Below are 21,944 nucleotides of genomic sequence, written 5' to 3' on the forward strand. Positions count from 1 at the left end.
CTATGTTCATGTAGTTTATATATGTAGGGGGGATTACTGATGAAAAAGATATTTCAGATACTATTAACACTGGGGCTTATTATGACACCTTTTTATGCACATGCTCATGTGAAGTGGTTCACTAATGTTGTGCCACATAAGGAGTCGATTGAACATATATTATCACCGATGTTTATTTTTTTAACGCTAATTGCAGCTATTGTATTAGCCGCTTTGACATTAATTATTCCAAGAATGACTGAATGGGGACCAGTGAAAAAAATGGAGGATAGACTCTCCAGTTTAAGAAAGTATTCTCGATATCTACTAAAATACGGGACCGCTATTGCACTAATCATTCAAATGGTAAATGGAACGCTTTTTGCACCTGAGTTTCATGTTAGTAGCACTTATATTATAGTATTGACATGGATTACCATTGGATTATTATTGATTCCGCATCATATCTTGACAAAAATTGGTGCTTCGATTTTATTAGGATTATTTATTTATGTTACCATCCATCATGGCATTTTTTATATGTTAGACTACGGATTTTATGTAGCTATCATTGGTGTTTTATTAGTAGGAAATACAAAGCTGGAGCAGGCAGGGTTTCCATTTCTCTATCTAGGAACAGGACTATCGCTGAGCTGGGTAGCTGTTGAAAAATGGGTTTACCCAGGTATGGCATTAGATATAATCACAAACCATCATGTACCTACATTTGGCTTTGAACCAGGATTATTTGTTGTGATGGCCGCATTTATAGAGTTTGTCGTTGGTTATTTATTGGTTGTCGGTATTTTAAATCGAGTACTTGGTTTTGTAGTAACAGGCATTTTTATCTCAACCACGATGCTCTTTGGAATGACAGAAGTCATTGGCCATTTCATGATTCACGTTGTTTTAGTCATCTTCATTATTGAGGGGGTTTCATTCTATAACCCTCCCATTAAAATGCATAAATCAAAAACAGATCAGTTTATCTTTGTATTTTTAAACTTCATTTTTGTTCTTGCGACCTTTCTATTGATTTACTATCGTTTCGCATAAAGGGCTTTGTAGATGTAAGCTATATTGAATGAGGAACGAGTGGAAATTTTATTGGACATAAATAAATGAAAAAGCCCTTGGCCACGGTTAAGGCGATTCTATAAAACGTGGAACCTTCTCATCTTATGGATTTGACTATCACGATCTAGGCTACTCTACCGGTAAAATGGCTGTGGAAATTCTCAAAGGAAAGAAACCTAACGAAATTCCAGTTGGCTTCCCGGAAAACCTTGAGCTGTATATCAACAAAAAAGCTGCTAGGGAGGAAGGAATCACCTTAACAGAGGAGATGCTGAAGAACGCGAAGATAGTAGGAGAATAAAATCTATATTTCTTTGTAACTGAGAGGTTCCTTGGAAGGGAAATATATTTCTCAAAAAGCAACTGCTTGTGTTAGTTAAAGGTTACCGTTTTGAGGTGCACGAATACAAATTGACTCACGAAATGGCATGCGAATAGACGCATGCCATTTTTTTGTTATATAACTTTAACTTATTACAGACATTAAACCCCAAATAATTCAGCGAATTTAGCTTGATCAAATCCTAGGATGAACTCTTCACTATCTTCGTCTTTGATAACAGTTACTGGTGTAGCAGAAGCACCTAGTTCAATAAGTTCTTGCAGATATTGCTCGTTTTTACGAATATCTTTTTCTTCAAACTCAATCCCATTTTCTTTTAACCATAGTTTTTCCGCATGACAAGGTGGGCACGTCTCTTGGGAATAAATAATCACTTTTTTCATTTTACGACCTCCACTTCATAATAGTCATTCTACACTGAATTCTCTTTTCGTGTGTAATTTATATTCTTTAGTTCAATATTCAACGGAAAATATATTTAATTAAACTCGAACATTTTTTAACATTTTTTTATTAACGTTCGTGTTTTATCTTAAAAAATTACTTGATTCATAGAAATTAATAAGTTAATATAGTCAAATAACAAACAATGTGAATGAGGTGAAAAAATCTTAATCTCAAGAAAAGAAGTGCGGCAGGATATTTAGTGAAAAATCACAGCAGTACAATTAAACTCATTACTATTACTCTATTTATTTTAGATAGACCAATTGAAAACCAGTTCATCAGATGTCACCCACATTTGAGAACAGTTGCTAATTTTTATTTTATACTACATTTAGTAAAAAATAATACTATTGTAATATATCTAAATATTCCTTATAAAACTATTTATTAGAAAATAGTTCTGTTGATGGAGAGTGAACTTGTACATCTTAATTTGTAATAAATGTGGCAAAATTATCTTAAACAAGTGGGGGAATATATCTTGAAAAATCTAATGAAGAAGTGGAATCAGTTTAGTCTGGTAAAACAAATAATTGTAGGTTTAATTATTGGTATTATACTTGCTGTAACGATCCCAGAAGCAGCAAAACCCGTTGTGATATTAGGTTCTTTGTTTGTAGGGGCATTAAAAGCAATAGCACCAGTTCTGGTACTTTTCTTAGTTATGTCAGCCATCGCTCAACACAAGAGTGGTCACCAAACGAATATGAAGTCCATCATTTTCTTGTACCTTCTAGGAACCTTTTTAGCTGGATTAGTTGCTGTTATTATAAGCTTTATTTTTCCTGTAGGCTTAACACTTGCAAAGGGTGCTGAGGAGTTGGCGGCTCCTGGTGGTGTGGTAGAGGTACTCAAAACATTACTGATGAACGTTGTGGATAACCCAGTGAAAGCCATTTTTAATGGGAACTATATCGGTATTCTAGCTTGGGCTATAGTCCTTGGTGTGGCTTTGAAAAATGCCCCGGATACGACTAAAACAATGATTTCTAATTTTTCAGATGCAGTATCCAAAGTAGTTACATGGGTCATAAAGTTTGCACCATTTGGAATCATGGGCTTAGTAATAGAATCTATTACGACAAATGGAATTGAATCTTTACTAAGTTATGGGAAATTACTTTTAGTTTTGATTGGCTGCATGATCTTTGTAGCACTTGTTGTTAATCCAATCATTGTGTTTGCTGCCATTCGTCAGAACCCATACCCGCTTGTTTTTAAGTGCATAAGGGAAAGTGGTATTACAGCATTCTTTACACGCAGCTCGGCTGCAAACATTCCAGTCAATATGAGATTATGTGAAAAACTAGGATTAGATAAGGATACCTATTCTGTATCAATTCCACTAGGCGCCACTGTCAATATGGCTGGTGCAGCAGTTACGATTTCTGTTTTGACACTTGCAGCAGTCCATACATTAGGAATTCAAGTGGATATACCTACAGCAATCATCCTCAGCGTACTCTCAGCTGTATGTGCTTGCGGTGCTTCTGGGGTTGCTGGTGGTTCCTTATTACTTATTCCTCTAGCATGCAGCTTATTCGGAATTCCAGCAGATGTGGCTATGCAAGTAGTTGGGGTAGGCTTTATCATCGGAGTTTTACAAGACTCTTTTGAAACGGCGCTGAACTCATCCACAGACGTCCTATTCACAGCGACTGCTGAATTTAATAAGATGCGTAAAGAAGGAAAAAACATAGATATCCAAAAAGCATCATAATAAAGTGAAAACCCTCTATCAGCGGATAGAGGGTTTTTACTTTATTATATGACTTATTTCTTAATCTAAGAAAAATGGTCAAACTGATCATTATACATTTTTTTGTATATTTATAAATTGAAAAACCCATATAAATTGAAAAAACTTCCTTCTAATGCCTAAAACATGAAAACGCTTACTAAAAAAACAGCATAAATATTCAAAAAATTTACTAAAAAGGATTGTCAAACTATGTTTTTTCAAATATAATCTATTTATTGATGTAACAAAATATAACATGAAATTGCGAGGTAATATAACATGACAAAAACATTCATTTCAAACGCACCTGCAGTTGCAACAACTTTAGAACAAATTAAAGAAACGATTAACGAAAAAAGTGTTGAACTATTACACTTGCAATTTGTCGATATAGAAGGGATCTTAAAGCACGTTACGGTAACAGTTGAACAACTAGAAGATGTCGTAGAGGGTAAAATGATGTTTGATGGTTCTTCGATTAAAGGTTTTTCACCAATTAATAAATCGGACCTTTATCTGCAACCAGATTTAACTACTTTTGCGGTTCTTCCTTGGACAGTTGAAGAGGGGTATTCAGAAGCACGTTTCTTATGTTCTGTTAAGAACCCAGACGGAACACTGTTTGAAGGAGATACAAGAAATGTGCTGAAGAAAACGGTGGATCGTGCTGCTAATCATGGTTACACCATTTCAGTTGGTCCTGAGTTAGAGTTTTTCCTTTTTAAAACGGATGAAAATGGGTATGCAACGCAAGAACTTAGTGATAAAGCAGGCTATTTCGAGCCATCTCCACATGATCTTGGCGAGCGCGTTCGTTTAGAAATTTACCGTGCCTTAAAAGCAATGGGCTTTACGATTGAAGCATCTCACCACGAAGTTGCAGAAGGACAACATGAAATTAACTTTAAGTATGCTGATGTATTAACGGCAGCTGACCTATCAACTACGTATAAATGGGTCGTCAAGACGGTTGCGAAAAAATTCGGTTTGCACGCTACATTTATGCCGAAACCAGTATTTGGAATCAACGGTTCTGGAATGCATGTCAACATGTCTTTCTTTGAAGGAAGCGAAAATGCCTTCTTCGATCCTTCAGATGAGTTACAATTGTCGGAAAAAGCCTACCAATTTATTGCTGGTGTGCTAGAAAACGTGAAGAGCTTTACGGCTGTAACAAACCCGCTAGTAAACTCTTACAAGCGTTTAGTGCCAGGCTATGAAGCACCTTGTTATATCGCTTGGTCTGCTTCTAACCGTTCAGCACTAATTCGTATTCCAGCCAAGAAAGGTTTGGCGACACGTGTGGAATTACGCTGTCCAGATCCATCCGCAAACCCTTACTTAACGTTTGCTGTTATTGCTGCAGCAGGTTTAGATGGAATCGAACAAGGATTAGAAGCGCCAGCTCCAATTAATGAGGATATCTTCCATATGACGGAAGAGGAAAGAGCCTTCCTGGGTATTGATAACCTGCCTGGTAGCTTAGCAGAGTCAATCAAAGCATTAGAATCAGGTGAGATTGCTGCTAAAACACTAGGAGAGCATGTATACAGCGAGTATGTCTCATTGAAGAAATCAGAATGGGATAGCTACCGTACAGCAGTTCACTCATGGGAAATCGATAACTATCATACAAAATTCTAATTTAAGAAGCGGGACAACAGGACTGATAAAAGCCCTAGTTGCCCGCTTTTTTTATTTGTATAAAAATAATGAAAAGAACAGCCTCTAATAAGAGACTGTCATCCAGTATTGGTTTCTTGCACAAAATTTATTATTCCAAGCTAGATTAATCCTGAATGCTATTTCACTTACAGTGATGCCATGCCTTCTTAAATAGGCATAATCCGAAGATAAGGAATGCAAGGAAGCCAATTAAAGCGATAAGGAAGTTTAGAACGGTAACAAATAATCCGGTTAGGCCGATTACTCCAAGCAAGATAGTCACCCAGCCCAATACTACAAACAATAACCAAATAACACCTGTTAAAAATCCAAGAAAAATCCCAAAAATGCCACAGGAACAATGGTTATGACCCATCTGATTTCACCTCCTGTCTATTTATGGTTGTTCGATATTAATGTATGCAGTTGCTTGACAACTTGTTTATGCAAACACGAAAAGCGGGCTCAAAAAAGGCGCTAATAAAAAGTTTCTGACACTTTTGCACTAATTGTGTTTATATAGTAGTAGAGGAAAACGTTATTGGGATTGGGCCGAAAGAATACTATCCCTTCATACATAACGAACAATAAAATGGATTGTTAGGAGAAAGGAAGATTTCTATGCATTTAAACACAAAACTATGTGACCTACTGGATATTGCCTATCCAATTATCCAAGCTGGAATGGCTGGAGGTCCTACAACCGTGGATCTTGTTGCTAGTGTATCTAACGCTGGTGGGTTAGGGACTTTGGGTGCGGCCTATATGAAACCGGAGGAAATAAGAAAAGCTATCAGGGAAATTAAGGATCGGACAACAAAGCCATTTGCCGTGAACTTGTTTTGTACAAATTTGAAAGATCAATATGAAGGAGTCGAAGAGTCACAGAAGGTACTTAATGACATTAGAGGGAAATTAGGGATCGAATTCACTGAACTACAAGTCGTAACGAACAACTTTTTTGAGGAACAGTTTGAAGTATTAATCGATGAAAACGTACCTGTCATTTCAACTGCATTCGGTGTCCTTCCCAAAGATAAAATGACAGTCGCAAAGCAACATAACATCATCATTACTACCATGGTAACCACCGTTCGTGAAGCGAAACTTGCTGAGGATAGTGGGGTAGATATCATTATTGCCCAAGGGAGTGACGCTGGTGGTCATCGAGGAACTTTTGAAATTGAAAAAAACACCCATGGTGCAGCAATCGGAACCTTTTCACTTGTTCCTCAGATCGTGGATGCTGTTACGGTGCCGGTTGTTGCTGCAGGGGGAATTATGGATAGTCGCGGCCTAGTTGCCTCCTTAGCTTTAGGTGCGCAGGGGGTGCAAATGGGGACCGCTTTCTTAACGACCCTTGAGTCGGGAGCACATCCTGTATATAAACAATCACTAATCAACAGTACAGAAGAAAGTACGGTTATCACGAAAGTATTTTCCGGCCGTCCAGCGAGGGGAATCAACAATGCTTTTATTCAAACGTACCATGACGCCAATATCTCTCCAGCTGATTTCCCAACCCAAAATACCTTGACAAATGATATTCGTAGAGAAGCAGCTTTGCAAAATAATCCCGAATATATGTCATTATGGGCAGGTCAGGCAACAAGACTATTACAAAACGAAGTATTCGCTAGTAAAATTATCCATGATTTAGTTGCAGGTGCCACACGTTTACTATCTTTCAAATAGTTTGGGACAAACCATGCTTCTAAAACTCGTTGAAAAAAGAGTATGGATATTACGAATTCCTACCATTGTAGCGTTGAATATAGTAAAATAAGTGAGGATTAAAAAATTAACTACAGAAATTGAAATAGTGTGGAGGATCTAAGGTGACATACCAACAAAACAAAAGATTTAAACTTTTTTCATTGAATTCAAATCAAAAGCTAGCAGCAGAGATGGCAGAGCTATTGGGCTGTGAGTTAGGCAAAAGTTCAGTATCTCATTTTAGTGATGGAGAGATTCAAATCCATATAGAAGAAAGTGTTCGAGGCAGTGAAGTATATATCGTTCAATCTACTTCCTACCCTGTTAATGATAATATTTTGGAACTCCTCATTATGATTGATGCCTTAAAAAGAGCATCAGTTGGAGTAATCAATGTTGTCATTCCATACTATGGGTATGGACGGCAAGACAGAAAGGCACGTTCGCGGGAGCCAATTACGGCAAAACTAGTCGCTAACCTTTTAGAAACTACTGGAGCAACTAGAATTCTTACAATGGACCTCCACACATCACAAATTCAAGGTTTCTTTGATATCCCTGTTGAACATCTATATGGTGTTCCAATCCTTGGACAGTATTTTCAGGAAAAGGGATTGGAAGATATTGTTATTGTTGCGCCTCATAACGGCAGTATCGGCAGAGCGAGGAAAGTGGCCAACCTATTACATGCTCCAATTGCTCTGATCGATAAAAGAAGATTTGAAGAAAATAGTGTCGAAACCACTAATGTAGTTGGTAATGTAGAAGGAAAAAATGTGATTATTATTGACGATTTAATTGATACAGGAGAAACTATTGCGTTAGCAGCTAAGGCACTAGCAGAAAATGGGGCTAAAGCGATCTATGCAGGATGTACTCATCCTGTTTTTACAGACAAGGCGATTGAAAAAATTGAAGCATCACCAATTAAGGAATTAGTGGTGACGAATACAATTCAGTTACCTGAAGATAAAGTCATTAGCAAAATCAAAACGATATCTGTTGCTCCATTGCTTGTAGAGGCAATCGATCGGATTCATAATGAAAAAGCAGTAAGTCCGTTATTTGAATAAGTTTATTGTTTCAAGCCAACTATATATTTTGTTGGCTTTTTTATTTGTTAGAGAATGTAGTTAGATTATGACCAGATAATAAACCCTGGTATTGGTCAGGAATTATGAATCTAAATAATTTACAATGATTTTTAAAGTGATATTATTGTAAGAGAGAATATTATTTTAATAGCTTGTTTTAATACCAGATACTAATATCTTTGGGTATTTCTTACAGGCAGAGTTCCATAGGGAACCCACTAATACTATCAAGATTGGAGTTTGATTAAAGTGGAATTGAAATCATTGATCGCACCAGAACACTTTAATTTAGCAAGTGAAATCTCAAAGCATGCCTCAGATAAAATTGCCTTGCGATGGGAAAATGAACTTGGGGAAACAAAAACGATCTCTTATGCACAGTTAATCACGAATGCAAATAAACTTGCCAATGGGTTAACTAAATTAGGATTAGAGAAAGGTGATCGGGTTGTCGTAATGACCACTCGTCTCATTGAATCTTATGTCATCTACTTAGCATGTTTAAAGGCAGGGCTTGTCATTAGTCCTACTTCAGAATTGCTTCGGGCAAAGGATTTAGTTTATCGCTTAAATCATTCTGAAGCTAAAGCCGTCATTTCATATTTTGATTTGGTAAAAGAATTTGAAAATATTAACGAGGAAACACCGTTTTTACAATTTAAAATCGCGTTCGGTCAAGAAGTACCCAATTGGCTCTCGTTAGAAGCGTTAATCGAAGAGGAATCAGAAACCTTTATCGATGTAGAAACACTGAGTGAGGATTATGCTTTTTTAGCTTATACATCTGGGACAACCGGGCAGCCAAAAGGGGTTGTCCATAGCCATGGCTGGGGATATGCTCATTTAAGAATTGCCGCTTCAAAATGGCTGAATATTAGTGAAGAGGATCTTGTTTGGGCTACAGCTTCCCCAGGGTGGCAAAAATGGGTCTGGAGTCCATTTTTATCCATATTGGGTTCAGGGGCAACAGGTTTTATCTATCATGGCAGGTTCAATCCCCATAAATATTTACGGCTTCTTCAAAATAACAAAGTAAATGTTTTATGCTGCACACCTACTGAATATCGGATGATGGCTAAATTAGATGACCTTTCAAACTTCGATCTATCGCCTTTACATACTGCTGTTTCCGCAGGAGAGGCACTTAATCGTGAAGTCATCGATGTGTTTAAAAATCAATTTAACATCCTGATTCGGGATGGGTACGGTCAGACGGAAAGTACGTTACTGATTGCCAATTTAAATGTAGATGAGAAAAAATTAGGCTCAATGGGGCAGCCGCTGTTATCAGAATTTATTGAAGTGGTGGATGAAAATGGCCAACCTGCTCCTGTAAAGGAAGTTGGGACGATTGCGATTAGAAGCGATTTCCCAGCATTATTTAAACAGTATTATAAAAATCCCGAGACAACGGCGGCTTCCTATAATAATCAATACTTTTTAACGGGTGACCGGGCATTTAAAGACGAGGATAACTATTATTGGTTCCAAGGAAGAAAAGATGATGTAATCATCAGCTCTGGCTATACGATTGGTCCTTTTGAAGTGGAAGATGCTTTAATGAAACATAAATCGGTGAAAGAGTGCGCGGTAGTCGCTTTACCGGACCCGATCAGAGGAAACATTGTCAAAGCATTTGTTGTTTTAAAAGAAGGGATTTCCGGTACAGTGGAGCTAACCAAGGAATTGCAGGGCTTTGTTAAAAATTTAACAGCACCTTATAAATATCCACGGGTGATTGAATATATTGAGGCCCTACCTAAAACAGATTCAGGAAAAATTCGTCGTGTAGAACTGCGAACTCAACGTTAACAAAAATATGGGAATTGGGGATTCTGACAGCCGTAGGGAGAGTCAATTAAAACACTGTACTCTCTCCTAAATCGTGGTATAATAATCCATATTCATTTTAGCTATTATTGTCTTGAATTTCCAAAAATCCATTAAAGAAGAGTCGTGTAATGAATAAATTAGAACTGAATATTAGGCATAGAACGGTATCTATATTAGATAAGTATTTTACTGGCGAATCGATAGATTACAAGAAAATATTTGCTGTCATCCTGCCGATTTTTGTAGACCAGGCTTTTTTAATCTTAATGAGTTTATTAAATACTGCGATGATTAGTTCAGCCGGGGTTGCAGCTGTCAGTGCTGTAAGTATGGTAGATTCATTGAATATTTTCTTGGCCAATGTATTTATTGCGGTCGCCACAGGTGGTACTGTTATGGTGGCCCAATATAAAGGCAGCGGGAACTCAGCGATGGTGTCTAAAACAGCGACCCAAGCGATATCTGCCTGTACCATATTTTCAGTCCTAATCAGCGCTCTTGTAATTATTTTTCATACACCGATCCTAAACATGTTATTTGGTAAAGCGGATGCAGACGTGTTTCAAAACGCAAGAATTTATCTCATCGGCAGCTGTCTTTCATATCCGTTAATCGCGATTTTTCAAGCGGTGATTGGATCATTGAGAGGTGTGGGAGAGACAAAACCTTGCTTGAATTTATCACTTTTAATGAATTTAACGAATACAATTCTAAATGTTTTACTTATTACGATTTTTAAAATGGGTGTGGAAGGACTCGTGATTTCTACGATTCTAGCACGAGTTTTGGGAATGGTTGCATCATTAATCTATGTCTTAAAATACAATGAGTCTATCCGTTTCAGGTTCAAAAATGCATTGCATTTAGATCTTTCTATTCTAAAAAAAGTTATGTTTATTGGCCTTCCGTTTGCTGCGGAACAGATCTTTTTCAACGGTGGAAAACTGCTCACTCAAACGTTTATTGTCCAATTAGGCACCCTGTCAATGACTGTATATGCCATCGGTAATGCGATAATGATGTTATATCAAATCGGACCTAATTCCCTGGGGATTGCCATAGTAACTATTGTTGGGCAGTGCGTTGGCCGAAGGAATATAGAGGACGCAAGGAAATTCATTTTTTCGTTGATTGGCCTCTCTTCGATCTCCTTTGTGTTTGCCGGTCTATTATTATTGCCCTTGTTTCCGTTATTGATAAAATTGTTCAACCCACCTGATGAAATTGTTCCAACTATATTTACACTTATATTGATATCTGCCATTGCCCAGCCAATCTTGTGGTCACCAAGCTTTATTATGCCATCAGCCCTACGAGCAGCTGGCGATTCGAACTTTACTTCGATTGCTTCTTTGTTGTCGATGTGGTTATTACGGGTAGTCCTCGGTTATATTTTAGGTATTACCTTAGGTTTTGGGATTATCGGTGTATGGGTAGCGATGATTGTAGAATGGGGTGCACGTGGAATCATCTTTGGATGGCGATTCAAAGGGAAAAAGTGGTACGCGCATAAACTTGTATAATAAATTCAGATAGAACCTCCTCAACATGCATTTGAGGAGGTTTTTTCATATAATCATCATAGATAATGTTTGAAGGAGGATCATCTTGGATCAACAAGGAGTCATTTCAATTGGAGAAGCATTTGTAGATTTTATTTCAATAGACCGAACCAATACCGAATATATACAACTATTAGGCGGCGCTACTGTTAACGTGGCCGTCGGTACAAGGCGACTCGGTATCCAAGCTTATTATTTATGTAAACTTGGAACCGATGAAATTAGTCAATTTGTAGAACAAGAATTTAGGAAAGAAAATATCAATACTTCATTTTCTGTCCACTCACCGAGTAAAAAGATTTGCGGTGTCTATGTTCATATTAATGCAAGCGGTGAGCGGTATTTCCACACTTACGTCAACGACACTCCCGATGAAGTATTAACTGAAGACGAATTAAGAAGGGGAGTTTTTGAACAGGCGAAGATCTTTTATTTTGGATCAGGAACTCTCTTTCATGAAAAAGCAAAAAAGACAACAGAAGCTGCGCTAAAATATGCCAAAGATTTCAGCAATATGATTGCTTTTGACGCTAATCTTCGTCTAAAGCGCTGGGTAAATGAGCAGCATTGTCGTCAAACAGTTTCTTCTTTCCTTAAATATGCACATCTAGTGAAGCTGGCGGAAGATGAGTTGAACTTTTTAACAGAAACAAATTCAATAGAGGATGGATTAGAAAAAATATCTAAATGGAAGATTCCCTATCTGTTTATAACGATGGGGAGCAAAGGCGCCTGTGCTGTGATAAATGGGAACAAAGTTTTCGTTCCTGCTCCAGCGGTAAATGCCATTGATACAACCGGTGCAGGTGATGCATTTATGTCAGCGCTATTGTATTGTTTTCACGAAAAAGGTTTGCCGGTTAAACTATCTCAAATAAAAGAGTACCTTCAATTTGCAAATAGAATAGGAGCTGCAGCGACAACAGAAGTCGGCTCCCTGACTGTTAATTTTGATAAGAAAATTTGATGTGCACCCTAGCAACACAAAAAGTCTGAGTCCAATATTCAAATGGATTCAGATTTTTTTAAATTTGGATTGTGGCAAATGTGAGTTTTGATAAGCTTTATTTGGTAGTTGGTGTGGATAAAAGTAAAGTGCTGAGTTTTTGAGGGTTTCTCTGTAAGAAAAACTTGAGAGGTAGTTTATATAGGACTTGGTGGGATTTAAACCCACAAAACACATTGCAACCTTTGTGTAAGGGCTGCAAGTTGCTCTATTCATTGAGCTACAAGTCCTATCTATAATATGTACCAAAAAGAAGTTATTATTCCTTAGTTATAACAAAATTTTTTAGTAAACTATGCTAATGTTGCGCAGTTAGCAATTTTCAAAATAATGATTAACTATTAACTCCATCTAATGTATAATATTTTCAATAATGATAGAGAGGAATTACCATGAACTCATATATAAAAGAACAAATTGAAGTGTTTCAAGAAAAAAATCAGAATCGTGGATGCCTATTAGTTAGCTGCCCAGATCAACCTGGCATAGTTGCGGCGATATCAAAGGTTTTGTTTTCCTATAATGCAAATATTATTGAATCCAGTCAGTATTCCACCAATCCAGAGGGTGGCACCTTTTTCATTCGGATTGAATTTGAATGCCCGGGACTAAAGCATAAAGCAAAGGACATGGAGACTCAGTTTGCTGAAATCGTTAAGGAGTTTTCGATGGAATGGAGCTTTACGCATGTTTATCATGTGAAAAAAGCGGCAATCTTTGTATCAAAAGAACTTCATTGTTTGCTCGAGCTTTTGTGGGAATGGCAAAGTGGAGACCTAATGGCTGATATCGCACTTGTTATTAGTAATCATGAAACAGCAAGAGAGGTTGTCGAAGGTCTAAACATCCCGTTTTATTACGTTCCAGCCAATAAAGATATTCGTGGACAAGCCGAAGCAACGCAACTTAAGCTACTAAAAGAGTATGACATTGATTTTGTGGTATTGGCCCGATATATGCAAATCTTGTCACCAAAATTTGTCGAAGAAAATCCCAACAAAATTATTAATATTCACCACTCCTTTTTACCAGCCTTTGTGGGTGCAAGACCCTATGAGCGTGCTTTTGACCGCGGTGTCAAATTAATCGGAGCTACCTCTCATTATGTGACCAATGACTTGGATGAGGGACCAATTATCGAACAGGATATCAGTCGGGTCGATCATCATGATAATGTGGACAGCCTTAAGAAAATTGGCCGTAGAATTGAAAGAAGCGTATTGGCTCGAGCGGTAAAATGGCATATTGAAGACCGTATTATCGTTCATCAAAATAAAACCATTGTTTTCTAGTAAATCCCTTTAATAGGGATTTTTTTCTGTCCAATCATTAGATTGGGCTATTTATGTGAGATTTTTAAAAATGGTTAAATCCATTTTTTTCAATTATAAACTAGGACTATTGGAAAGCATCGTGAATATATATTTATAAAACTAGGGGGATGTGGAATATGGATAATCAAATTAAGATTAACGATAATGGTCCACTAGCTGTAAGTGGGGATTTTCAAATCATGGATGCAGAAGGAAATGAATATCCGAAGAAGGCAAAAGTTTATCTTTGCCGTTGTGGACTTTCCAACAAAAAGCCGTTTTGTGATGGATCACATAAGAAAGGCGGATTTGAAAGCAGTCCAAGAGTGACTGACGGAAAGTAATGGTGTCAGGCACTACTCTTTCCAGGGTTTTGTAGCACTTTTGGATTTTGTAGGGTGCAGCCAGGATGGGCGAACACATCTTGACTGTTTTTATTTTATCAAAAAGCAGCGTAAAACCCCTAGCTTTAGATATGGAGATATAAGCTGTATTTATATTCCAAGACTGTTTATTGCGGACATGGTGAATAGCTGATAATATATTATCAGGTATGTGTCACCATGAAGTATGTACGCCAAAGGAATTCAACTTAATAACTAAGTGTATTATGAGAGGCGGTAAATAAAATGACAACAGGTAATAATGAGAAAATAACGGTAAAAGCAACAGTTCATGCACCAGTAGAAAAAGTGTGGGAATATTGGACAGAGCCAAATCATATAACGAAATGGAACAATGCTTCAGATGACTGGCACACGCCAATTGCTGAAAATGATTTAACGGTTGGCGGTAAATTTCTCACAAGAATGGAAGCAAAAGATGGCAGTTTTGGCTTTGATTTTGGTGGGATTTATGATGAAGTGGAATTAAATGAGGCTATTTCTTATACCATGGGGGATGGAAGAAAAGTTGATATTACTTTTAAAGGTCATGGAAATGAAACCCAGGTAATCGAAACTTTTGATGCAGAAACCACCAATTCAATTGAGATGCAACAAGCAGGATGGCAGGCCATTTTAGATAATTTTAAAAAATATAGCGAGCAATAATCAAATCGAAAAGATTGTTTTCAAGTGAATCGGATAGGGGTTCTAAAAGATCACAGCATTCATACGTCGAATAAAGGGAGAGAATCAGTTTAAGGCTGATTTTCTCCTTTTTTATTTTAGGCTTGTTGTTCTTATTGACATACGATATCCTTATGGAGTTTTATCTAAGGAAAATCTATTTTTTTGCGAATAAATCTAAAACTTGGTTAATACGAATGGTAAACCGTGTCCATGACCTTCTTCTAGTTGAGTTCAGACGCTTAAAAGCTTCATTAGTAATCTTATGAAGGACAAATCTCTGATTCCTGCGGCGCCTTTTGTCCATCATACGGCTTATGAAAGACGAATCTCTTGCTCCTGAGGAGAGTTTTGTCCTTCATACCACTAATAAAGGACATTTCCCTTGCTCTTTCTCTGTTCTCTATGGTACCAGCTTTTTCAACAATGTCGGGCACCACTCTCAATAAGTCGATAACTCCTAAATTCTAGTTTCTTTGTGGTTTCCAGCTGGATTAATTCTCCATGTTCCAATTGAATCCTCTTTGAAAATAATGGTCCATCATATACAAAGGTATGATATTCACCGGATTCTCCCATCGGACAAATAGTAGTCTGTTGAACATCCTGTAGGAACGATTCATCTATGATTCTACCAAGCCACGTGTCATCTAATACATCTTCCCGTACGCGGATCACGATTGCTTCATAACCAGAATGGACAAACTTATCCAATGATTGTAAAGAAGCTTCCTTTTTCATCCATAGTGGATACAGGGCATCGACATCTGCAGCGATAGCGACTTTTTCTCCCCATTCCCTGTGTTCATCTAAATATAGATCCCCGTAAGCTATTCCCGTTACATTATATTGATTTTTTAAGGAAAGCACTTCTTCGACAAATTGACTTGTATAGTTTTCGTATGTACATTCGATAAAATGAACAGGTAGGTTTAAAGCTTCACCTTGTAGTTTTATCATTTCTGTTCGCTCTCCATGGCCAAATGTTCGCCCAAGTTCTTTGGGAACAGTTGTAACTAAGCAAACAACCTCAAATCCCTGCGAAATTAGAGTATCCAAGGCCATGCAACAATCCTTTCCGCCACTCCAAGATAAAGCGATTTGTTTTTTCAAAATTCCCCATCTCCCCATTAATCACATTTTCATTGTTTGTAATAATGATATTTTATCATAAAGATAAACATACTGTTTTCGGTAATGGACATCAAAGGTAAAAGAATGTGTGACACTTGTTTGCATTATACAATTTTAAATAATTTATTCAAAAAAGTATAAAAATTGTCAATCATCTGATATAACTGAACTATCAAGAAATTTTACTGGTTTATTATTCATAAATGAATAATTTTTAATTGAATGGAATTCGAGAAGGGAGGGTTATTTGTGAATGATGAAATAAAAGTTTGGAATGAAAATGAAGCCATTCTTCATTCATTGCAAGACGATATTTTAGTGACTGATACAGATGGCATTATTTTGAAGGTGAGTGAAGCAACCGAAGGTATTTATAATATGAAGACAAATGAAATGATCGGCCGATCCGTTTATGAACTTGAAAAAGAAGGGGTTTTTACACCGATTTTGACGCCTTTGGTCATTAAAGAAAAAAAGAAAATTACCCTTGTCCAAACAACAAATAATGGCGATAAGTTACTTGTTACGGGGATTCCTGTATTCGATGCTAACAAAACGCTTGTCCGAATTGTCAGTTATTCACATGATGTAACAGAGTTACTAAACATGAAAAAATACTTAATTGACATCGAAGATGAAATGGAACGAGTAAAAAGTGAGCTTGAATTGCTGAGAAATCTTCAGTTTGATTCTGATGGGATGATAGCAACCAGTATAGAAATGAAAAAAGTCCTCCAACTCGCATTACAGGTAGCTGAAATCGATGTCAATGTGTTACTGCTGGGGGAAACAGGAGTGGGAAAATCACATATTGCTAAATTTATTCACAAGAAGAGTTCGAGAAAGAACGGACCTTTTATCGAGGTGAACTGTGGGGCCATACCCGAATCCCTTTTTGAGGCAGAGTTTTTTGGTTATGAATCGGGTGCATTCACAGGTGCAAATTCAAAAGGGAAGGTAGGGTTAGCGGAACTTGCTGAAGGTGGGACATTATTTTTAGATGAAATTGGTGAGTTGTCATTAGCAGATCAAGTGAAAATCCTCAAATTTATTCAGGAAAAGCAATTTTATCGTGTCGGTGGAACGAGGCTTCGAACCGTTGATTTCCGTATCCTAGCCGCGACAAATAAAAACTTAGAGAATGCAGTTGAAGAAAAAACCTTTAGACATGACCTCTATTTTCGCTTAAATGTGGTACCCATCACCATTCCGCCATTAAGGAAGCGGTCAACTGATATTATTCCGTTGATTGAACACTTTTTAGCGTTTTTTTCAAAAAAGTACGGCCGGGAGCGCAACCTTGATGAGGGTGTTATCCATCTGTTGTTAACACAAGAGTGGAAGGGAAATGTGCGGGAATTAATCAATTTAATTGAAAGACTGGTAGTCACCTCACCTAAACAGCTGATTGAAATTGAAAATTTACCTAAACAATTTCGAAAGCCTTTTCCTGATGTGACGTCAGTTGAAGAAACCAATCGCTCCTTGAATGAAATTCTTGAAAGCGTTGAAAAGCAAGTGCTAATAAAAGCTAGAAAACAATACAAAACAACGATTAACATGGCTAAAGCATTAGGAATCAGTCAACCATCTGTATTTAGAAAACTCAGAAAATACGAAATAGAATAAAGAGTGGCACGAAACTTGCACTATATTTTAGTATTGAGTGGACCAACCAAGGGAGATTTCTTAGCAAGGCTATTCCTTATAAGGAGGGCGATACGAAGGGAAAGCGGTTCCTTATTGCTTATATTTATACAAAAATAATAAACGTAAATATTCTTAAATAACATTGTAGGTGTATTTTTATTCCAATTTGTGTATATTCAATTGATAATAGAATATTAGGAAAATATATTGACATAAAATTAACAAGTATTTATATTTAAGGAATATTATTCATTTTTAAATAACTTTAGTGGAGAAGGGGTGGATTATGAACGTAACAGTAGGACCAGCTCAATATATTAGAAATAAGGGGTTATTAGAAGAAGCAGGACCATACATAAAAAACTTCGGAAACTCTGCAGCCCTTATTGGAGGCCATACAAGTAAAGAAATTGTAGAAGTTTCATTACGAAAAAGTTTGTCAGAGCATGGGATTTTATTGAAGAATTCCCTGTGGTATAGAGGAGAATCTTCCGAATCGAATATCGATAGATTAGTAGTCGACTTAAGAGATGAAGAGATTGATGTCCTCATCGTGGCAGGTGGAGGTAAAGCAATTGATACGGTGAAAGCCGTTGCTTACCGGCTTAACAAACCTTTAGTTGCCATCCCAACAATCGCCGCAACTTGTGCCGCTGCCACACCTATTACCATTCTTTACAGCAATGAAGGTGAATTTATCGGGATTGAACGAAAGTCAAAAGCTCCTGATTTAGTCTTGGTAGATTCGGAAATTATCATGGAGGCGCCCGTTCATTTTTTAATAGCCGGTATTGGCGATACATTGGCTAAATATTTCGAAACAAAATCCTCTGTGAAAAAAGCAACACCAACCGCCTTAAATCAGACGGCCATTGCGATAGCAGGTCAGGTGTACCAAACGTTGCTTCAAATAGGGAAAGAGTCTGTCAATGCTGTAAGAGCACAAACAGTGACAAAAGAATTCGAAAATGTGATAGATACCGTTATTTTAGTCAGTGGCAGTGTAAGTGGGTACGGCGGGGATGATTGCCGGACAGCTGGAGCGCATGCCATCTATTCCTGATTAACGATTTTCCCTGAAGTGCACCACACCTATCATGGTGAAATTGTTGCCTTTGGTATTCTTGCACAATTGTGTATGGAGAATACCAGCGATGATGAGTTGAAAACTTTAATAAGTTATTACCAGCAAGTAGGACTTCCTTTTACCTTAAAGCAAATGGGGATCACTAACTTAACAGATAGTCAGTGGAGAAGGCTTGGTGACATTACCGTTACTATTGAAGATATGGAGAATATGCCATTTGAAGTCACACCAGAAATGGTGATTGAAGCTGTCCGCCGAGCAGATGAAATAGGAAATGGGATGCTAACTACTGGTGTTGCTGCACAGTAATGGTTCTTTATTCGTAGGCAGTCCATTTAAAAAAGAGCAACATGGTTGAAAAAACTTGATTCTATGAAGCTAGCTACACGAAAGAGAGACAATTTTTTTAATCAATCAAGGGGGAATTTAGGATGAAAAAATGGTTATTAGTTGTTTGTTCGTTGATGTTGTTATTCGCGTTAGCGGCATGTGGAAAAAAAGACGCGGCAAGTACTGCAGAAAATGGGAAGTCGTCTGAACCTTTGAGAGTGACATTGCCGACATGGACAGGATATGGCCCATTATTTTTAGCAAAGGAAAAGGGCTTTTTCAAAAAGAATGGTATTGATGTGGATCTTTCCATTGTTGAAGGATTAGGTGAACGTAAACAAGCGTTAGCAAGCGGGAAAATTGACGGGATGGCAACAGCACTGGATGTGCAAGTTTCATTAGCAGCCTCTGAAATCCCAGTTCAAGTTGTTTGGTTATTGGATGATTCATACGGCGGAGATGGCATCCTTGTAAAAAAAGGAATTAATAGTGTGAAAGATTTAAAAGGGAAACAAGTAGCATTTGAAGTTGGTTCAACAAGCCATATGCTAGCACTACAAGCCTTAAAACAAGGCGGATTAACTGAAAAAGATGTGCAAGTTGTCCAAATGTCTGCAGGCGACGCTGGTGCAGCTTTTGCAGCTGGTAAAGTGGATGCAGCCGTAACATGGGAGCCTTGGTTATCAAAAGGAGCACAAGCAAACGGAAAGGTATTATTAACAACCAAAGATCTATCAGGAATTATTGTTGATACCGTCAGCTTTAAAGAAGATGTCATCAAAAATCGACCGAAAGATGTGGAAGCTTTTGTAAAAGCTATGGGCGAAGCAATGACTTACTGGAAAGAACATGAGAAAGAAGCCAACGAAATTATGGCGAAAGGTTTAAAAATTGACCTAAAAGAATTTGAAGGAACGGTAACTGGTTTGAAATTCTTTTCAAAAGAGGATAACGTAAAATTATTTGGCACGGAAAGTGCAAAAGGCTCCATTTATCAATCAACAGAAAATGCGATTTCGTTTTACAAGGATCAAAAACTACTTAAAACAGAGCCAAAAGCAGAAGATGTCATCAATCCAACTTTCCAAAAGTAAGAAATTTACTTGCTAAATTATTTTTGGATTTACTTTGATCAGCCTGACTCATGAGTTGTTTTTTACCCCTCATCAGTTAGGCTTTTTTTCAAAATAAAACGCATAAGAAAATAGGTGAGAAAAAATGATAGCAAAATTGTTTACTCCTAATAAGGAAATTCCAAAAATGTTTTATACTTGGGCTGGCTTCTTAACATTTATTATTTTTCTATTGATTTGGTCTGTACTTAGTTACGGACAGTTTGTTAATCCTTTATTCTTACCAACTCCCTCTGCTGTATTAGCAACAGCCGTCGATATGTTTATAAATGGTGAGATTCTCTCTGATATTGGAATCAGTTTTACAAGGGTTCTTTTCGGATTTCTAGCTGCTGCCATTATTGGTATACCTCTAGGGATCTTAATGGGATCGCTGCGGATTATGGAAGGAGCATTTGAACCGATCATCGGATTCATTCGCTATATGCCAGCATCGGCATTCATTCCCTTACTTATTCTTTGGATTGGACTTGGAGAGACCGAAAAAATGAGTGTCATTTTCTTAGGAACGTTTTTCCAGCTGACACTAATGATAATGGACGTAACCAAAAATGTTCAAAATGATTTAGTCGATGTTTCCTACACATTAGGCGCAAAGAAGGTACAGGTGTTCACAAAGGTAATTCTGCCTGCTTCATTACCAGGTATTGTTGATACACTTCGGATTACATTCGGATGGGCGTGGACATATTTAGTGGTCGCAGAAATTGTCGGTGCATCTAGTGGTTTAGGATATATGATCATGCAGGCATCACGTTTTCTTCAGCCAGATAAAATCATCGTGGGCATTCTAATTATTGGTTTACTGGGGCTGATTACAGATATTCTCTTTAAAGCTATATACAAGGCTTCGTTTTCTTGGATGAGAAAGGATGGTTTTTAGATGGTTACACCTAGTTTAAAAGTTAAAGAGGTCGAAAAAATAGCGGAACCAAAACGGAGAGAATCGATTGTTTCGATAACAGGGACACCAAAGTTAGAAATCAAAGAGGTAGGAAAAGTCTTTAAAACCAAAAGCGGGGAAACGACCGCATTAGAAAAAACCACATTTTCGATAGAAGAAGGGGAATTTGTCACGATTTTAGGACCTTCAGGTTGTGGTAAATCAACTGTTTTGCGGATTGTCGCAGGTTTAGAAGATGCAACGTCAGGAAAAGTTCTTCTTGATGGGCAGGAAATCAATGGACCTGGACCTGATCGAGGAATGGTGTTTCAATCGTACACTTTATTTCCATGGTTATCTGTCAAAGAGAATATTACCTTTGGACTAAAGCTAAAGGGTGTTTCTCAAAAAGAAAGAGACGATATTGCAAGACACTACTTGCAATTAATCGGCTTAGAAGGATTTGAATCGCATTTCCCGATTCAATTATCAGGTGGGATGAAACAACGTGTTGCGATTGCACGGGCGCTGGCAAACGACCCGAAAATATTATTAATGGATGAGCCATTTGGAGCATTGGATGCCCAAACTAGAAATATTATGCAAGAAGTGCTCTTGAAAGCATGGGAAGAGTCCAAAAAGACGATTTTATTTATTACGCATGATGTCGATGAATCGATCTTTTTAGCAGATTCCGTTTATGTGATGACTGCAAGACCAGGTCGTTTAAAGAAAAAGATCCCTATAACACTAGAGAGACCTAGAGATTTTAGTGTAAAAGCTACACTCGAGTTTGCCGAATACAAAGAAGAATTATTGTCGCTGATTCGAGATGAAAGTTTAAAAGCGATTAAATAACTCACGTCACTAAACTGATAATA

Annotated in this window: 21 protein-coding genes and 1 tRNA gene; 18 read left to right on the forward strand and 4 right to left on the reverse strand. The window is 37.4% G+C overall.

Translation table 11 applies throughout. The features are described from left to right. Positions 1–39 precede the first annotated feature (39 nt). Both QF028_RS08985 and QF028_RS08990 read left to right on the forward strand, forming a co-directional pair. A complete protein-coding gene (locus QF028_RS08985) occupies positions 40–1,035 on the forward strand; it encodes a hypothetical protein (RefSeq protein ID WP_429464919.1) in 996 nt (331 codons plus the stop codon). Between the two features lie 100 nt (positions 1,036–1,135). After that, positions 1,136–1,357 (forward strand): ABC transporter substrate binding protein, encoded by a 222-nt coding sequence (locus tag QF028_RS08990; protein WP_429472239.1) that lies wholly within the window; start codon positions 1,136–1,138, stop codon positions 1,355–1,357. A 182-nt stretch (positions 1,358–1,539) separates the two neighbouring features. On the opposite strand, the gene QF028_RS08995 is transcribed toward QF028_RS08990, so the two are convergent. Continuing rightward, positions 1,540–1,782: a glutaredoxin family protein gene (locus QF028_RS08995; RefSeq protein ID WP_429464920.1), complete on the reverse strand. Its 243-nt coding sequence runs from the start codon at positions 1,780–1,782 to the stop codon at positions 1,540–1,542. Between the two features lie 557 nt (positions 1,783–2,339). Between QF028_RS08995 and sstT the strand changes: the two genes are divergently transcribed. Next, complete coding sequence (gene sstT / locus QF028_RS09000; RefSeq protein WP_429472241.1) at positions 2,340–3,566, forward strand: serine/threonine transporter SstT; 1,227 nt, start codon at positions 2,340–2,342, stop codon at positions 3,564–3,566. A gap of 300 nt (positions 3,567–3,866) precedes the next feature. Further along, the gene (glnA, locus tag QF028_RS09005; RefSeq protein ID WP_429464921.1) at positions 3,867–5,231 is read left to right on the forward strand and encodes a type I glutamate--ammonia ligase; all 1,365 of its coding nucleotides are present in this window, start codon (positions 3,867–3,869) and stop codon (positions 5,229–5,231) included. 163 nt (positions 5,232–5,394) lie between these two features. Here glnA and QF028_RS09010 read toward each other — a convergent pair whose 3' ends face one another. Further along, positions 5,395–5,628, reverse strand: coding sequence for an ABC transporter (locus tag QF028_RS09010; protein WP_429464922.1), 234 nt, complete (start codon positions 5,626–5,628; stop codon positions 5,395–5,397). Between the two features lie 245 nt (positions 5,629–5,873). Between QF028_RS09010 and QF028_RS09015 the strand changes: the two genes are divergently transcribed. The 5 genes from QF028_RS09015 (at position 5,874) to QF028_RS09035 (ending at position 12,424) form a co-directional block, all read left to right on the forward strand. Continuing rightward, positions 5,874–6,947, forward strand: coding sequence for an NAD(P)H-dependent flavin oxidoreductase (locus QF028_RS09015; RefSeq protein ID WP_429464923.1), 1,074 nt, complete (start codon positions 5,874–5,876; stop codon positions 6,945–6,947). Positions 6,948–7,090: 143 nt separating this feature from the next. Continuing rightward, positions 7,091–8,041: a ribose-phosphate diphosphokinase gene (locus tag QF028_RS09020; RefSeq protein ID WP_215006749.1), complete on the forward strand. Its 951-nt coding sequence runs from the start codon at positions 7,091–7,093 to the stop codon at positions 8,039–8,041. A 270-nt stretch (positions 8,042–8,311) separates the two neighbouring features. Next, the gene (locus QF028_RS09025) at positions 8,312–9,874 is read left to right on the forward strand and encodes an acyl-CoA synthetase (RefSeq protein ID WP_429464924.1); all 1,563 of its coding nucleotides are present in this window, start codon (positions 8,312–8,314) and stop codon (positions 9,872–9,874) included. A gap of 149 nt (positions 9,875–10,023) precedes the next feature. After that, the gene (locus QF028_RS09030) at positions 10,024–11,418 is read left to right on the forward strand and encodes an MATE family efflux transporter (protein ID WP_429464925.1); all 1,395 of its coding nucleotides are present in this window, start codon (positions 10,024–10,026) and stop codon (positions 11,416–11,418) included. An 85-nt stretch (positions 11,419–11,503) separates the two neighbouring features. Further along, positions 11,504–12,424, forward strand: a complete 921-nt coding sequence (locus QF028_RS09035) for a carbohydrate kinase family protein (protein ID WP_429464926.1) — start codon at positions 11,504–11,506, stop codon at positions 12,422–12,424. A gap of 182 nt (positions 12,425–12,606) precedes the next feature. Here QF028_RS09035 and QF028_RS09040 read toward each other — a convergent pair. Beyond that, positions 12,607–12,693: transfer RNA gene (locus QF028_RS09040), tRNA-OTHER, on the reverse strand. 162 nt (positions 12,694–12,855) lie between these two features. Here QF028_RS09040 and purU point away from each other — a divergent pair. From purU to QF028_RS09055, 3 genes are all read left to right on the forward strand, one after another. Further along, positions 12,856–13,755 (forward strand): formyltetrahydrofolate deformylase, encoded by a 900-nt coding sequence (purU, locus tag QF028_RS09045; protein ID WP_429464927.1) that lies wholly within the window; start codon positions 12,856–12,858, stop codon positions 13,753–13,755. 158 nt (positions 13,756–13,913) lie between these two features. Continuing rightward, positions 13,914–14,120 (forward strand): CDGSH iron-sulfur domain-containing protein, encoded by a 207-nt coding sequence (locus QF028_RS09050; protein ID WP_429464928.1) that lies wholly within the window; start codon positions 13,914–13,916, stop codon positions 14,118–14,120. Between the two features lie 285 nt (positions 14,121–14,405). Further along, a complete protein-coding gene (locus tag QF028_RS09055) occupies positions 14,406–14,828 on the forward strand; it encodes an SRPBCC family protein (RefSeq protein ID WP_429464929.1) in 423 nt (140 codons plus the stop codon). A gap of 438 nt (positions 14,829–15,266) precedes the next feature. Here the strand turns inward: QF028_RS09055 and QF028_RS09060 are convergent, their stop codons facing one another. Beyond that, positions 15,267–15,959, reverse strand: a complete 693-nt coding sequence (locus tag QF028_RS09060; protein ID WP_410886799.1) for a diphthine--ammonia ligase — start codon at positions 15,957–15,959, stop codon at positions 15,267–15,269. Between the two features lie 243 nt (positions 15,960–16,202). Between QF028_RS09060 and QF028_RS09065 the strand changes: the two genes are divergently transcribed. The 6 genes from QF028_RS09065 to QF028_RS09090 all read left to right on the forward strand — a co-directional run bounded on the left by QF028_RS09065 (position 16,203) and on the right by QF028_RS09090 (position 21,921). After that, on the forward strand, positions 16,203–17,609 hold the full coding sequence (locus QF028_RS09065; RefSeq protein WP_429464930.1) for a sigma-54 interaction domain-containing protein: 1,407 nt from the start codon (positions 16,203–16,205) through the stop codon (positions 17,607–17,609). A gap of 307 nt (positions 17,610–17,916) precedes the next feature. Beyond that, positions 17,917–18,693 carry an iron-containing alcohol dehydrogenase gene (locus QF028_RS09070; RefSeq protein WP_429464931.1) on the forward strand — a complete coding sequence of 259 codons (777 nt, stop codon included), beginning with the start codon at positions 17,917–17,919 and terminating at the stop codon, positions 18,691–18,693. An 18-nt stretch (positions 18,694–18,711) separates the two neighbouring features. Continuing rightward, positions 18,712–19,026 (forward strand): hypothetical protein, encoded by a 315-nt coding sequence (locus tag QF028_RS09075; protein WP_429464932.1) that lies wholly within the window; start codon positions 18,712–18,714, stop codon positions 19,024–19,026. A 122-nt stretch (positions 19,027–19,148) separates the two neighbouring features. Then, positions 19,149–20,141, forward strand: coding sequence for an ABC transporter substrate-binding protein (locus QF028_RS09080; RefSeq protein WP_168244304.1), 993 nt, complete (start codon positions 19,149–19,151; stop codon positions 20,139–20,141). 124 nt (positions 20,142–20,265) lie between these two features. Further along, on the forward strand, positions 20,266–21,063 hold the full coding sequence (locus QF028_RS09085; protein WP_429464933.1) for an ABC transporter permease: 798 nt from the start codon (positions 20,266–20,268) through the stop codon (positions 21,061–21,063). Continuing rightward, positions 21,064–21,921 carry an ABC transporter ATP-binding protein gene (locus tag QF028_RS09090; protein ID WP_215006799.1) on the forward strand — a complete coding sequence of 286 codons (858 nt, stop codon included), beginning with the start codon at positions 21,064–21,066 and terminating at the stop codon, positions 21,919–21,921. The last annotated feature ends 23 nt before the right edge of the window (positions 21,922–21,944 follow it).

Origin of the sequence: Neobacillus sp. B4I6 (genome assembly GCF_050434045.1) — a bacterium.
GTDB lineage: Bacteria > Bacillota > Bacilli > Bacillales > Cytobacillaceae > Neobacillus.